The sequence below is a fragment of the Variovorax sp. 10N412 genome, from assembly GCF_056394985.1.
Genome location: NZ_JBFTIO010000015.1, coordinates 1 through 14,661, shown reverse-complemented (window position 1 = coordinate 14,661; position 14,661 = coordinate 1). Strand labels below are relative to the sequence as shown.

11 protein-coding genes and 1 tRNA gene are annotated in these 14,661 nt (G+C 63.9%); all 12 read right to left on the bottom strand.

The genetic code is table 11. The features are described 5' to 3' along the window. Positions 1–15 precede the first annotated feature (15 nt). Positions 16–1,347: a 16S rRNA (cytosine(967)-C(5))-methyltransferase RsmB gene (rsmB, locus tag AC1DJH_RS25845; protein WP_472120725.1), complete on the bottom strand. Its 1,332-nt coding sequence runs from the start codon at positions 1,345–1,347 to the stop codon at positions 16–18. Positions 1,348–1,469: 122 nt separating this feature from the next. After that, positions 1,470–2,078, bottom strand: coding sequence for a LemA family protein (locus AC1DJH_RS25840; protein WP_478187671.1), 609 nt, complete (start codon positions 2,076–2,078; stop codon positions 1,470–1,472). Between the two features lie 99 nt (positions 2,079–2,177). Then, entirely contained in the window at positions 2,178–6,413 is a 4,236-nt protein-coding gene (rpoC, locus tag AC1DJH_RS25835; protein ID WP_472120495.1) for a DNA-directed RNA polymerase subunit beta', read from the bottom strand. A gap of 19 nt (positions 6,414–6,432) precedes the next feature. Next, positions 6,433–10,557: a DNA-directed RNA polymerase subunit beta gene (rpoB, locus tag AC1DJH_RS25830; RefSeq protein WP_472120493.1), complete on the bottom strand. Its 4,125-nt coding sequence runs from the start codon at positions 10,555–10,557 to the stop codon at positions 6,433–6,435. A 295-nt stretch (positions 10,558–10,852) separates the two neighbouring features. Then, entirely contained in the window at positions 10,853–11,230 is a 378-nt protein-coding gene (rplL, locus tag AC1DJH_RS25825; RefSeq protein ID WP_435437826.1) for a 50S ribosomal protein L7/L12, read from the bottom strand. A gap of 42 nt (positions 11,231–11,272) precedes the next feature. After that, on the bottom strand, positions 11,273–11,809 hold the full coding sequence (rplJ, locus tag AC1DJH_RS25820; protein WP_093243510.1) for a 50S ribosomal protein L10: 537 nt from the start codon (positions 11,807–11,809) through the stop codon (positions 11,273–11,275). Between the two features lie 247 nt (positions 11,810–12,056). Beyond that, the gene (rplA, locus tag AC1DJH_RS25815) at positions 12,057–12,755 is read right to left on the bottom strand and encodes a 50S ribosomal protein L1 (protein WP_435437825.1); all 699 of its coding nucleotides are present in this window, start codon (positions 12,753–12,755) and stop codon (positions 12,057–12,059) included. Beyond that, entirely contained in the window at positions 12,756–13,187 is a 432-nt protein-coding gene (gene rplK, locus AC1DJH_RS25810; RefSeq protein ID WP_056584627.1) for a 50S ribosomal protein L11, read from the bottom strand. It lies immediately after the preceding gene. A 139-nt stretch (positions 13,188–13,326) separates the two neighbouring features. Next, positions 13,327–13,929, bottom strand: coding sequence for a transcription termination/antitermination protein NusG (nusG, locus tag AC1DJH_RS25805; protein WP_472120491.1), 603 nt, complete (start codon positions 13,927–13,929; stop codon positions 13,327–13,329). 3 nt (positions 13,930–13,932) lie between these two features. After that, a complete protein-coding gene (gene secE, locus AC1DJH_RS25800) occupies positions 13,933–14,316 on the bottom strand; it encodes a preprotein translocase subunit SecE (RefSeq protein WP_093057178.1) in 384 nt (127 codons plus the stop codon). A gap of 104 nt (positions 14,317–14,420) precedes the next feature. After that, positions 14,421–14,496 (bottom strand) — tRNA-Trp (locus tag AC1DJH_RS25795). A 21-nt stretch (positions 14,497–14,517) separates the two neighbouring features. Then, positions 14,518–14,661, bottom strand: a 144-nt coding sequence (locus tag AC1DJH_RS25790; RefSeq protein ID WP_478084152.1) for an EF-Tu C-terminal domain-related protein, incomplete at its 5' end; no start/stop codon positions are given.

Here is a 14,661-nt window from a genome sequence, read left to right as displayed (position 1 = left end):
GCCGGACGGCACCGTTCAGTGCGAGCGCTTTTCGAGCAGTGCGTAGAAGAAACCGTCGTGGTCACCCAGCAGATTGTCCGGGACGCCGCGACCATTCGACCCGTTTTGGGGCAGCAAATGGCCGGGTGACGGCAGCAATCGTGCGTCGGTGTTGTGTACAAGAAACGCATCAATTTGTTGCGAACCTTCTTCGCGAAACACGGAGCAGGTGCAGTAAAGGAGACGGCCGCCGGGCCGCACCAGCGGCCAGAGCGCCGCCAGGAGTGCGGCCTGCTGCGCGGCCAGCTGGGCGGTATCGCTTTCGCGGCGCAGCCAGCGCACGTCGGGATGGCGCCGCACGATGCCCGAGGCGGTGCATGGCGCATCGAGCAGGATGGCGTCGAACGGCGTGCCGTCCCACCACTGGGCGGGACGCGCCGCGTCGGCCACCAGCACCTTGGCCTTCATGCCGATGCGCAGCAGGGTCTCGTCGATGCGGCGGCTGCGCACGGCGTCGACTTCCAGCGCCGTGACCTCGACCGCGTCGGGGCCGGCCAGCTCGAGCAGGTGCGCAGTCTTGCCGCCGGGGGCGGCGCAGGCGTCGAGCACCCGCAACGGCGCGGCGCCGGGCCTGGCCGCCAGCAGGCCGTCGAGCAGCAGCGGCGCGGCCATTTGCGCGGCGGCGTCCTGCACCGAGCTGGCACCGCCGGCAAAGCCGGGCAGTTGCTGCACGGGCCGGGCGCGCGCCAGTTGCAGGCCGAAGGGGCCCACGCGCGTGGCCGCGAGACCGACGGCTTCCAGCTCCACCAGATAAGAGGCCGGGGTCGCGCGTTGCGCATTGACCCGCAGCGTCATGGGCGCCTGCGCGTTATCGGCGCTCAGTACACGCTGCCATTCGCGCGGATGGTCGCGCTTCAGGCGCTCGATCCACCAGCGCGGGTGGTTCCACTGCGCGACCGGCTCGCTGTCGGTCACGGCGACGAGTTCGTCGCGCTCGCGCAGAAAGCGACGCAGGCAGGCGTTGATGAAGCTGGCTTGCGCCCGCGTGGCGGGATTGCGCTTGGCGGCCTCGACCGCTTGGTCGACCAGCGTGAAGGGCTCGTAGGGCGCGCGCTCGCTGTCCCAGGCCAGCGCCAGCGCGGTGCACAGCAAGGCATCGGGCAGCGGCGGCGGCGTGCGCTTGGCCAGGTGGCGGCGCAGCGCCTCGGCGCGGCCGAGCCAGCGCAGCACCTGGAAGCCGAGCGCCTGCACGCCGGGGCGCAGCGCGGGTTCGACTGCCTCGAACGCGACCGAGCCCGAGGTGCCGGCGCGGATCGACGCCAGCGCCACCGCGGTCAGTTGCAGTTGGCGCCAGAGCGGGGGTTGCAGCGACGGTGCGCTGCCGCTGCTCGAAGGATCGGAATGTAGTTCTGACAAGTTGGGGCGATGGTAACGGGCGCCTTGGAGCCGGACGCCGCGCAATGGAAAGAAAGAGGAGCCGCGCCGCCTGTTCAGAGCAGCGGTGCGGCCGCACGCAGACGCACGGCCCATGCCACCAGCAGCGCCGGAAACTGGGCAATCGCCGCGTTGTAGTGCGCAACCGCCAGGTTGAACTGGCTGCGCGCGATTTCGGCGGCCGCCGACGGCTCCGGCCACGCGATCGGCTCGAACACACCGGGCGTCGCGGCGGCCGAGCCCGGCAGCAACGGCGCCGGCCGCGACAGCGTGCCGTCGGCGTCGAACACGGTCACATCGTCCGGGTGCTGGCGGCGCCACGCGCCGAGCCACACCTGCAGCGCCGTGGCCAGCGCCGCCATGCCGCCGGCATCGAGGGGATGCAGCCGCGTCGCGCCCAGCAACGTCGACAGTTGCGTGGTCGCCGCCTGCAGAGGCGCAATGGACGAGAGCGACTCGTTCAGCGGCGCTGCATCGTCCGGCGGCGCGGCGGCGATGCTGGCCTGCACGAAGTCCAGCTGCTTGCCCAGGGCCGCGTCGAGCGCGCCGTAGGCCTGCAGCACGGCCGAGCGCAGACGCACCAGCCGGTTGTAGGAACCGACAAACCAGAACAGCAGCACCGCGATCACGATCCAGCTGGCCAGCGATTCGGGCAGCACGCTCATCGATAACAACGCCTCTCGGACAAAACAAAGAAAAACGCCCCCCAACCGGGGGCGGTCGGGGGGCGTGGGGTACCGGTCATGGCCGGTGATGCTAACCAGTTATTCGGTCGCTGCGCCTTCGCTGGCGCTGACCGTGGCGGCTGCATCGCTGCTCTCGTTGGAGGCAGCCATGTCGGCAGCCTCCGACTCGGCAATGGCGCGGCGCTCGGCTTCGTCCATGGCGTCCTTGACCTTGCGTGCCTGGTGGTACGCCATGCCGGTGCCTGCAGGAATCAGGCGGCCGACGATCACGTTTTCCTTCAGACCGCGCAGTTCGTCGCGCTTGCCCATGATGGCCGCTTCGGTCAGCACGCGCGTCGTTTCCTGGAACGAAGCCGCCGAGATGAACGAGTCGGTCGACAGCGAGGCCTTCGTGATACCCAGCAGCAGGTTGGTGAACGTCGCGGGGATCTTGCCTTCGGCGCGCAGGGCGTCGTTGGTGTTGAGCATTTCGCTGCGTTCGACCTGTTCGCCGGAGATGTAGTTCGTCTCGCCGATGTTGTCGACCACGACGCGGCGCAGCATCTGGCGAACGATCACCTCGATGTGCTTGTCGTTGATCTTCACACCCTGCAAGCGGTACACGTCCTGCACTTCGTCCACGATGTAGCGCGCGAGTTCTTCCGAACCCAGCAGGCGCAGGATGTCCTGCGGATCCGCCGGGCCGTCGACCACGCTTTCGCCCTTGTTCACCACCTGGCCTTCGTGCACCAGGATGTTCTTTTCCTTCGGCACGAGGTCTTCGTACACGCCGCCTTCGGGATCGGTGATCTGCAGGCGGATCTTGCCCTTGGTCTCCTTGCCGAACGACACGGTACCGGTCATTTCGGCCAGCATGCCCTTGTCCTTCGGCGAACGGGCTTCGAACAGCTCGGCCACACGCGGCAGACCGCCGGTGATGTCGCGCGTCTTCTGGCCTTCGACCGGAATGCGCGCCAGCACTTCGCCGGGGCCCACGTCCTGGCCGTCGCGGATCTGCACCAGCGAGCCGATCGGGAAGCCGATCGTCACCGAGTGGTCGGTGCCCGGGATCTTCACTTCGGCGCCGGAGGCGTCGATGAGCTTCACCTGAGGACGCACGACCTTGGCGGCGCCGCGGCGCTTCGGGTCGATCACGACCAGGGTCGACAGACCGGTCACTTCGTCCACCTGCTTGGCGACCGTGAGGCCTTCCTCGACGTTCTCGAACTGCGCCTTGCCGGCGAACTCGGTAATGATCGGGCGGGTCAGCGGATCCCAGTTGGCGAGCACGTGGCCGGCCTTGATCTGCTGGTCGGCCTTGACGGTCAGGATCGCGCCGTACGGCACCTTGTGGCGTTCGCGCTCACGGCCGTGCTCATCATGAATGACGATCTCGCCCGAACGCGAGATCACGACCAGGTCGCTCTTGCTGTTGGTCACGTAGCGCATCGTGGCGTTGAAGCCGATCGAGCCGTTCGACTTGGCTTCCACGCTCGAAGCGATGGCAGCGCGCGAAGCGGCACCGCCGATGTGGAAGGTACGCATCGTCAGCTGCGTGCCGGGTTCGCCGATGGACTGGGCAGCGATCACACCGACGGCTTCGCCGATGTTGATCAGGCCGCCGCGGCCCAGGTCGCGCCCGTAGCAGGTCGCACAGATGCCGAAGCGGGTTTCGCAGGTCAGCGCGGTGCGGACCTTGACTTCGTCGACGCCCTGGGCTTCCAGGACTTCGATGTTGTCTTCGTCGAACATCTCGCCGGCCTTCAGCAGCACCGAACGGTTTTCCGGGTGCAGCACGTCGTCCGCGGCCGAACGGCCCAGGATACGGTCGCGCAGCGATTCGATCACTTCACCGCCTTCGACGATGGCGCGCATCAGGTAGCCGCCGTGCGTGCCGCAGTCCTGCTCGGTCACGACCAAGTCCTGCGTCACGTCGACCAGACGGCGGGTCAGGTAGCCCGAGTTCGCCGTCTTCAGCGCCGTGTCGGCCAGACCCTTTCGGGCACCGTGGGTGGAGATGAAGTACTCCAGCACGTTCAGGCCTTCGCGGAAGTTCGCGGTAATGGGCGTCTCGATGATCGAGCCGTCCGGCTTGGCCATCAGGCCCCGCATGCCGGCCACCTGGCGAATCTGGGCCGCGGAACCGCGGGCGCCGGAGTCGGCCATCATGTAGATGGAGTTGAACGACTCCTGCTCGACGTCCTTGCCGTGGCGATCGACGACGCGCTCCTTGGAGAGCTTGGCCATCATGACCTTCGACACTTCGTCGCCGGCCTTGCCCCAGATGTCCACCACCTTGTTGTAGCGTTCGCCGGAGGTCACCAGACCGGACACGTACTGCTGCTCGATCTCCTTCACTTCCTTGGCCGAGCGCTCGATGATGCCGTGCTTTTCAGCGGGCACCAGCATGTCGTCGATGGCGATCGAGATGCCGGCCTTGGTTGCCAGGCGGAAGCCGTTCTGCAGCAGCTTGTCGGCGAACACCACGGTCTCTTTCAAGCCGCACTTGCGGAACGAGACGTTGATGAGCTTGGAGATTTCCTTCTTCTTCAGCGCCTTGTTGATGTTCGAGAACGGCAGGCCCTTCGGCAGGATCTCGGACAGCAGGGCACGGCCCACGGTGGTGTCCACGAGCGAGGTCGACGGCGTGAAGACGCCGGTTTCCTTGTCCTTGGTGTACTCCGTGATCCGTACTGCCACCTTGGCGGTGAGTTCGACTTCGTTGGCGTCCAGCGCGCGCTGCACTTCACCGATGTCGGAGAAGATCAGGCCCTCGCCCTTGCCGTTGATGCGGTCGCGGGTCGTGTAGTACAGACCCAGCACCACGTCCTGCGAAGGAACGATCGACGGTTCGCCCGAGGCCGGGAACAGCACGTTGTTGGAGGCCAGCATCAGCGTGCGGGCTTCCATTTGCGCTTCCACCGACAGCGGCACGTGAACGGCCATCTGGTCGCCGTCGAAGTCGGCGTTGAATGCCGCGCAGACGAGCGGGTGCAGCTGGATGGCCTTGCCTTCGATCAGGATGGGTTCGAAGGCCTGGATGCCCAGGCGGTGCAGCGTGGGAGCCCGGTTCAGCATGACCGGGTGCTCCTTGATGACCTCTTCCAGGATGTCCCACACCACCGGCGTGCCCGACTCGACTTCCTTCTTGGCAGCCTTGATCGTGGTCGCGATGCCCATGGCTTCGAGGCGCGAGAAGATGAAAGGCTTGAACAGCTCGAGCGCCATCAGCTTCGGCAGGCCGCACTGGTGCAGCTTGAGCGTCGGGCCCACCACGATCACCGAGCGGCCCGAGTAGTCGACGCGCTTGCCCAGCAGATTCTGGCGGAAGCGGCCGCTCTTGCCCTTGATCATGTCGGCCAGCGACTTGAGCGCGCGCTTGTTGGCGCCCGTCATGGCCTTGCCGCGACGGCCGTTGTCCAGCAGCGAGTCGACCGCTTCTTGCAGCATCCGCTTTTCGTTGCGCGCGATGATCTCCGGAGCCTTCAGCTCCAGCAGGCGGCGCAGACGCGAATTGCGGTTGATGACGCGGCGGTACAGGTCGTTCAGGTCGGAGGTCGCGAAGCGGCCACCGTCCAGCGGCACCAGCGGACGCAGGTCCGGCGGCAGCACGGGCAACACTTCGAGCACCATCCACTGGGGCTTGATGCCCGACTTGCGGAAGGCTTCCAGCACCTTCAGGCGCTTGGAGTTCTTCTTGACCTTGACTTCGGAGCCGGTCAGGTCGCCGCGCAGGCGTTCGATCTCGCTGTCGAGTTCGATGCCTTCGAGCAGGTCGCGGATGCCTTCGGCGCCCATCTTGGCAACGAACTCATCGCCGAATTCCTTGCGCTTCGCGTCGTAGTCGTCCTCGGACATGATGCCGAACTTCTTCAGCGGGGTCATGCCGGGGTCGGTGATCACGTAGGCTTCGAAGTACAGCACGCGTTCGATGTCGCGCAGCGTCATGTCGAGCACGAGGCCCAGACGCGACGGCAGCGACTTCAGGAACCAGATGTGTGCGCAGGGCGCGGCCAGGTCGATGTGACCCATGCGCTCGCGACGCACCTTGGTCTGCGTGACTTCAACGCCGCACTTCTCGCAGATCACGCCGCGGTGCTTCAGGCGCTTGTACTTGCCGCACAGGCACTCGTAGTCCTTGATGGGGCCGAAGATCTTGGCGCAGAACAGGCCGTCGCGCTCGGGCTTGAAGGTGCGGTAGTTGATCGTCTCGGGCTTCTTCACTTCGCCGAAAGACCACGAACGGATCTTCTCGGGCGACGCCATGCCGATCTTGATGGCATCGAAATGCTCGTCGGGCGTGAATTGCTTGAACAGGTCGAGTAATGACTTCATGTGACTCTTTCCTTGTTGCTTATGAACGTTCGAGTTCGATGTCCAGGCCCAGGGAACGGATTTCCTTGACCAGCACATTGAACGATTCCGGCATGCCGGCTTCGATGGAGTGTTCGCCCTTGACGATGCTCTCGTACACCTTGGTACGGCCCACCACGTCGTCGGATTTCACCGTCAGCATTTCCTGCAGGACGTAGGCAGCGCCGTAGGCTTCCAGCGCCCACACTTCCATTTCCCCGAAACGCTGGCCGCCGAACTGCGCCTTGCCGCCCAGGGGCTGCTGCGTGACCAGCGAGTACGGACCGGTCGAGCGTGCGTGCATCTTGTCGTCCACCAAGTGGTGCAGCTTCAAGAAGTGCATGTAGCCGACGGTGACCGGACGGTCGAACTGGTCGCCGCTGCGCCCGTCGTACAGGTACGCCTGCGTGCGCGTATCGGTCAGGCCCTTGAGCTTGGCGATGTCGTCCGGGTAGGCCAGCTTCAGCATGCCGCGGATTTCATCTTCCGAGGCGCCGTCGAACACGGGCGTCGCGAAGGTCGCGCCGTTCTGCAGGTTGGCTGCCATCTCGAGCAGCTCGGTGTCGCTCAGCGAACCGATGTTCTCCTGGCGGCCAGAGCCGTTGTACAGCTGCTCCATGAACTTGCGCAGCTCGGCCACCTTGGCCTCCTGCTGCAGCATGTCGCCGATGCGCTGGCCGATGCCCTTGCCGGCCCAGCCCAAGTGAACTTCGAGCACCTGGCCCACGTTCATCCGCGAAGGCACGCCCAGCGGGTTCAGGCAGATGTCGCACGGCGTGCCGTCGGCCATGTGGGGCATGTCCTCGACCGGAACGATCTTGGACACCACACCCTTGTTGCCGTGACGCCCGGCCATCTTGTCGCCGGGTTGCAGGCGGCGCTTGACGGCCAGGTAGACCTTGACCATCTTCAGCACGCCCGCGGGCAGCTCGTCGCCCTGCGTGAGCTTCTTGCGCTTTTCTTCGAACGCGAGGTCGAAGCTGTGGCGCGTCTGCTCCAGCGAGTTCTTGATCGACTCGAGCTGCGTGGCCACTTCGTCTTCCGCCGGGCGGATGTCGAACCAGTGGAACTTCTCGACCGACGACAGGTAGGCCTTGTCGAGCTTGGTGCCCTTGGCCAGCTTGTTCGGGCCGCCGTTGGCGACCTTGCCCGTCAGCAGCTTCTCGATACGGTCGAACGCGTCGGCTTCGACGATGCGCAGCTGGTCGTTCAGGTCGAGGCGGAAGCGCTTGAGCTCGTCGTCGATGATCTGCTGGGCGCGCTTGTCGCGCGTGATGCCCTCGCGGGTGAACACCTGCACGTCGATCACGGTGCCTTGCGAGCCCTGGTCCACGCGCAGCGAGGTGTCCTTCACGTCGGAAGCCTTCTCGCCGAAGATGGCGCGAAGCAGCTTCTCTTCCGGCGTCAGCGTGGTCTCGCCCTTCGGCGTGACCTTGCCCACCAGCGTGTCGCCCGGCTGCACTTCGGCGCCGACATAAATGATGCCGGATTCGTCGAGGCGGTTGAGCTGCTGCTCGGCCAGGTTCGGGATGTCGCGCGTGATTTCTTCGGCGCCCAGCTTCGTGTCGCGCGCCATCACCACCAGTTCCTCGATGTGGATCGAGGTGTAGCGGTCTTCGGCCACGACGCGTTCGGAGATCAGGATCGAGTCTTCGAAGTTGTAGCCGTTCCACGGCATGAACGCGATCAGCATGTTCTGGCCAAGGGCCAGTTCGCCGAGGTCGGTCGACGCACCGTCGGCCACCACGTCGCCCTTGGCGATCTTGTCGCCGCGCTTGACGATGGGACGCTGGTGGATGTTGGTGTTCTGGTTCGAACGCTGATACTTGATCAGGTTGTAGATGTCCACACCGACTTCACCGGCAGCCGCTTCGGCGTCGTTCACGCGCACCACGACACGGGTCGCATCGACGTAGTCGACGATACCGCCGCGGGTGGCCGTGACCACGGTGCCCGAGTCGACCGCGGAGACGCGCTCGATACCGGTACCGACCATCGGCTTCTCGGGGCGCAGCACAGGCACGGCCTGACGCTGCATGTTGGCGCCCATCAACGCGCGGTTCGCGTCGTCGTGCTCCAGGAACGGCACGAGCGATGCGGCCACCGACACGATCTGCGCGGGCGACACGTCCATGTACTGGATGCGTTCGGCACCGACCAGGATCGATTCGCCGGCTTCACGCGCGGAGACCAGGTCACCGGTCAGCACGCCGTCCTTGTCCAGGGCCGCGTTGGCCTGGGCGATGACGTACTTGCCTTCCTCGATGGCCGACAGGTAGTCGATCTCCATCGTGACCTTGCTGTCGACCACGCGACGGTACGGCGTCTCGATGAAGCCGTACTCGTTCAGGCGGGCGTACAGGGCCAGCGAATTGATCAGGCCGATGTTCGGGCCTTCGGGCGTTTCGATCGGGCACACGCGGCCGTAATGGGTCACGTGCACGTCGCGCACTTCGAAGCCTGCACGTTCACGCGTCAGGCCACCCGGGCCAAGGGCCGACACGCGGCGCTTGTGGGTGATTTCGGACAGCGGGTTCGTCTGGTCCATGAACTGCGACAGCTGCGAGGCGCCGAAGAATTCCTTCAGCGCGGCCGAGATCGGCTTGCTGTTGATCAGGTCGTGCGGCATCAGCGGCTCTTGTTCCGCTTGACCCAGACGTTCCTTCACGGCCTTCTCGATACGTGCCAGGCCGGTGCGGTACTGGTTTTCGGCCAGTTCGCCCACGCAGCGCACGCGGCGGTTGCCCAGGTGGTCAATGTCGTCGACTTCGCCGTTGCCGTTGCGCAGGTCCACGAGGATCTTGACCACGGCCAGGATGTCTTCGTTGGTCAGCACCATCGGGCCGGTCGATTCGTCGCGGCCGACCTTGGCGTTGAACTTCATGCGGCCCACGCGCGACAGGTCGTACGTGTCCGGGTTGTAGAACAGGCGCTGGAACAGGGCCTGCACAGCGTCCTCGGTCGGCGGCTCGCCGGGGCGCATCATGCGGTAGATGGCCACGCGCGCGGCGAACTCATCGACGGTTTCGTCGATGCGCAGCGTTTGCGAGATGTACGCGCCCTGGTCCAGTTCGTTCGTGTAGATGACCTGGATGTCCTGCACGCCCGAGGTGCGCAGCTTCTTCAGCAGCGCTTCGGTGAGTTCGTCGTTGGCCTTCGACAGGATTTCACCCGAGTCGGCATCGACGATGTTGCGGGCAATGACGCGACCGATCAGGAAGTCTTCCGGCACGCTGATGTGCGTGGTGCCGCCCTGCTCGAGTTCGCGCGTGTGGCGCGCGGTGACGCGCTTGTCCTTGGCGACCACGACCTTGCCCGACTTGTCGGTGATGTCGAAGCGCGCGACTTCGCCGCGCAGGCGTTCGGCGACGAACTCCATCTGCGCGCCGCTGTCCATCAGGCGGAAGTTGTCGTTCACGAAGAAGTTCGCGAGGATCGATTCCGGGTTCAGGCCGATGGCCTTCAGCAGGATCGTGACCGGCATCTTGCGGCGACGGTCCACGCGGAAGTACAGCATGTCCTTCGGGTCGAACTCGAAGTCGAGCCACGAACCGCGGTAGGGAATCACGCGGGCCGAGAACAGCAGCTTGCCCGAGCTGTGCGTCTTGCCCTTGTCGTGTTCGAAGAACACGCCCGGCGAACGGTGCAGCTGCGAAACGATCACGCGTTCCGTGCCGTTGATGATGAACGAACCCTTTTCGGTCATGAGCGGCACTTCGCCCATGTAGACCTCTTGTTCCTTCACTTCCTTGACCACCTTCGACTGCGAGGTCGACGACTCGCGGTCATAGATGATGAGCTGCACCTTGGCGCGCACGGCCGAGGCGAAGGTCAGACCGCGGGTCTGGCACTCGCGCACGTCGAACGCAGGCTTCGCCAGGTTGTACTCGAGGAACTTCATCTCGACGAAACCGTTGTGCGAGACGATCGGGAAGGCGGCGTCGAACGCGGCCTGCAGGCCTTCGACGGTGCGCTGTTTGGGGGCGATGCCGGCTTGCAGGAACGCGGTGTACGCGTCTTTCTGCATCTGCAGCAGGTAGGGAATTTCGACGACGCTGTCGCGATTACCGAAACTTTTTCGGATGCGCTTGCGTTCGGTGTAACTGTACGCGGACGATTGGGCCATGAGAGCTCCGGAGCTTGAGATCTTCAGCGACTTGTCAACAGTGCCTAGGCACTGATGCTTGGCGGCTGGCCACTACCAGCCGTTGGCGGACAGCGATGCGTTGCACATCGCCCGAACCAAGGGGTCTTCTGCAGTCGGGGTCAGAAGACACTCAAAAAGCGTCTCGTTTTTGGCTTTTCCGTCGACCTGAAGGTCTCCGGGAAAACCGGCAACGAGCCGGCTTTTGGGTGCGCTCTGAAAGCGGCAAAGGCTGGAGGGCCTTTTCAGGCACCTCCAGCCCTCTAGGGGGTCTGAATTACTTCAGTTCCACCTTGGCGCCGGCTTCTTCCAGCTTCTTCTTTGCAGCTTCAGCGTCAGCCTTGGACAGGGCTTCCTTGACAGCCTTGGGAGCGGCTTCCACCAGGTCCTTGGCTTCCTTGAGGCCCAGGCCCGTGATTTCGCGCACGGCCTTGATGACCGAAACCTTGTTCGCGCCGACTTCGGTCAGCACGACGTTGAATTCGGTCTGTTCTTCCACTGCGGCAGCAGCGGCACCGCCACCAGCGCCGGCCGGAGCGGCCATTGCAGCGGCGCTCACGCCGAACTTCTCTTCGATGGCTTTCACCAGGTCGTTGAGTTCCAGGACCGTCATGCTGTCGAGCGCGGTCAGAAATGCGTCTTTATCGAATGCCATTTTTGTTTCCTAACAATTGGGTTGAATATTTCAGACGCAGGCTTATGCAGCCTGCGCTTCTGCCGGTGCATCGGCAGCGGGTGCAGCTTCGCCACCACCGCGCTTCTCGGCCAGCGCCGCGAGCACGCGGGCGGTACGAGAGATCGGGGATTGCATCAAGCCCAGCAATTGCGCCAGCAGCACTTCCTTGGAAGGGATGTTGGCCAGTTGCTTCACGCCGTTGACGTCCAGGGCCTTGCCGCCAAACGCGCCACCGCGAATCACCAACTTGTCGTTGGTCTTCGCGAAGTCGGCCACCACCTTGGCGGCGGCTACTGCGTCTTCGGAAAAGCCGTAGATCAGCGGACCGGTCATCTGGTCGCCGACGACTTCGAATGCGCTACCAGCAACAGCACGGCGTGCCAGCGTGTTCTTCAACACGCTGAGGGTCACACCCTTGCTGCGAGCTTCGCTGCGCAGTTTGGTCATATCGGCAACCGTGATGCCACGGTATTCCGCCATCACGAGCGTTTGAGCTTTAGCGGCGAGGCTGGTCACATCACTGATGACCGCTTCTTTCTCACTGCGATTCAGACTCAAGGTCTACTCCTTTTAATGCGATCTTCGGCAGGAGCCTCGGATCGCGCTTCATGCAGCGACCAACTGTTTCGGAACAAAAATCAAATTCCTTGCAGCGGGGTCGCCATCTGCGCTGGATACCGGAAGGATCGATCCGGCGATTAAGTGCAGCGCCCTGCACACCAGCGGTCTTGGATGGCTCACGGCAACCGAGGCTGCCGCGACCCACCACATCCGCCCTGCTCCTTCCGGAGCCGGGCAAATCTCTTCAGCTCGCCGAGATGGTTTGCGTGTCCACGCGGACACCCAGACCCATGGTCGACGACACAGCCACCTTGCGCAGGTACACGCCCTTGCTGGTCGCCGGCTTGGCCTTGACCAGAGCGTCGATCAGCGCGGCGAGGTTGCCTTGCAGCTTGTCGGTGTCGAACGAACGACGGCCGATCGTGCCGTGGATGATGCCGGCCTTGTCGACGCGGAACTGGACCTGGCCAGCCTTGGCGTTCTTCACGGCCGTGGCGACGTCCGGGGTCACGGTGCCAACCTTGGGGTTGGGCATCAGGCCGCGCGGGCCCAGGATCTGGCCCAGCGTACCGACGACGCGCATGGCATCCGGTGCGGCGATCACGACGTCGAAAGGCATGTCGCCAGCCTTGACCATGGCAGCCAGGTCGTCCATGCCGACGATGTCGGCGCCGGCGGCCTTGGCTTCTTCAGCCTTGGCGCCCTGGGCGAACACAGCCACGCGCTTGGTCTTGCCCGTGCCGTTGGGCAGCACGACGGCGCCACGCACGACCTGGTCAGACTTCTTCGCATCGATGCCGAGTTGCACAGCCACGTCGATCGATTCATCGAACTTGGCGGTGGCGGCTTCTTTCACGAGACCGATGGCGTCAACGAGGGCGTACAGCTTGTTGCTGTCGACCTTGCCTTCGAACGACTTTTGCTTCTTGGTGCTCTTGGACATTTACACGCCCTCCACATTCACGCCCATCGAACGGGCAGAGCCGGCGATGGTGCGGACTGCTGCGTCGAGGTCGGCGGCAGTCAGGTCCTTCATCTTGGCCTTGGCAATTTCCTCGAGCTGAGCGCGCGTGATCTTGCCGACCTTGTCGGTGTGCGGACGGGCCGAACCCTTGTCCAGCTTGATGGCCTTCTTGATCAAGGTGATCGCCGGGGGCGTCTTGATGATGAAGGTGAAGCTCTTGTCAGCGAACGCGGTGATGACCACCGGCAGCGGCAGACCCGGCTCGACGCCTTGGGTTTGCGCGTTGAACGCCTTGCAGAACTCCATGATGTTCAAACCACGCTGGCCCAGTGCGGGACCGATGGGTGGTGACGGGTTGGCCTTACCAGCTGGGACTTGCAGCTTGATGAAGCCGACGATTTTTTTCGCCATGCTTTGCTCCTTGCGGGTGATATCGCCTGGCCTTGCGGCCGCGGCTCCCCGGGGTTGAACGACTCTTCGAGATCAAGGCCGCGCGCCGAGTCGGACAACGCGCAACCGAATAATTGGCGAGGCCTTCAGCCCCGGAGGCTCAGGTCTTCTCGACCTGGCTGAACTCGAGCTCCACAGGTGTCGCACGGCCGAAAATCATGACCGACACGCTGACCTTGCTCTTCTCGTAGTTGACGTCTTCGACGGTGCCGTTGAAGTCGGTGAACGGACCTTCCTTGACGCGCACGAACTCGCCGACGGTGAACTCGACCTTGTGACGCGGCTTCTCGGTGCCTTGCTGCATCTGGCTGACGATGTCCTCGACCTCTTTCTGCGAGATCGGTGCCGGACGGTTCTTGGCGCCGCCCACGAAGCCCGTCACCTTGTTGGTGTGCTTCACAAGATGCCAACTCTCATCGGCCATGATCATTTCGACCAGCACGTAGCCAGGAAAGAAGCGACGCTCGGTGGTGCGCTTCTGGCCGTTCTTGATTTCGACCACTTCTTCGGTCGGAACCAGGATGCGACCGAACTTGTCCTGCATGCCGGCGCGGTTGATGCGCTCGATGATGTTGCGCTCGACGGCCTTTTCCATGCCCGAATAGGCATGCACCACATACCAACGCAGATCAGGGTTGGCGGCGGGGGCCAGAAGAGGATGAACGTCCTCTTGCGGCGTGGTTTCAACTGCGTCGTCGGTCATTGCTTATTTTCTCCAGCCCAGAATGAGGTCGAAAAACACCCATTCGAGCGTCTTGTCGGTGAGCCAGAGGAAGACGGACATGATTGCCACGAAGGCAAACACGTAGGCCGTCATTTGCATCGCTTCCTTGCGGGTCGGCCACACGACCTTCTTGACCTCGCGCCACGAATCGCGACCGAAGGCCCACAACTGACGGCCGTTCTCCGAACTGCCGAAGGCAGCCACTGCGGCAGCCAGGCCGACCAGCAGCGCAGCCCATTGCACCAGCGAGCCCTGGCGCGACAGCAGATAGAACGCCACGATGGCGCCCACTGCCAACACGACCGCCACGGCCAGTTTGGCCTTGTCGGCACCGGTGCTCACGGTTTCGATTTGAGAAGTGGCCATGTTCGGCTGTTTTCCTGTGGCCTTTCAGCCTTCAATTCAATGCGTCTCTTGAGACGCCGAAGCCCGTCGGGACGCGACGGGCTTTTTTCGGGGTGCCACCTAGGTGGCAGGGGCAGTAGGAATCGAACCTACAACCTTCGGTTTTGGAGACCGACGCTCTGCCAATTGAGCTATACCCCTCCGGTACTCTTTACGCTCGGCTTAGATGTCGAGGATCTTGGCCACAACGCCCGAACCCACGGTACGGCCGCCTTCACGGATGGCGAAGCGCAGGCCTTCTTCCATCGCGATCGGGTTGATCAGCTTCACGGTGATGCTGACGTTGTCGCCAGGCATGACCATTTC

What these genes read in the sequence shown, in the direction of transcription:
- AC1DJH_RS25840 (WP_478187671.1), bottom strand. Translation starts at nt 2,078, where the DNA reads ATGAGCGTGCTGCCCGAATCGCTGGCCAGCTGGATCGTGATCGCGGTG.
- rpoC (WP_472120495.1), bottom strand. Translation starts at nt 6,413, where the DNA reads ATGAAGTCATTACTCGACCTGTTCAAGCAATTCACGCCCGACGAGCAT.
- rpoB (WP_472120493.1), bottom strand. Translation starts at nt 10,557, where the DNA reads ATGGCCCAATCGTCCGCGTACAGTTACACCGAACGCAAGCGCATCCGA.
- rplL (WP_435437826.1), bottom strand. Translation starts at nt 11,230, where the DNA reads ATGGCATTCGATAAAGACGCATTTCTGACCGCGCTCGACAGCATGACG.
- rplA (WP_435437825.1), bottom strand. Translation starts at nt 12,755, where the DNA reads ATGTCCAAGAGCACCAAGAAGCAAAAGTCGTTCGAAGGCAAGGTCGAC.
- rplK (WP_056584627.1), bottom strand. Translation starts at nt 13,187, where the DNA reads ATGGCGAAAAAAATCGTCGGCTTCATCAAGCTGCAAGTCCCAGCTGGT.
- nusG (WP_472120491.1), bottom strand. Translation starts at nt 13,929, where the DNA reads ATGACCGACGACGCAGTTGAAACCACGCCGCAAGAGGACGTTCATCCT.
- secE (WP_093057178.1), bottom strand. Translation starts at nt 14,316, where the DNA reads ATGGCCACTTCTCAAATCGAAACCGTGAGCACCGGTGCCGACAAGGCC.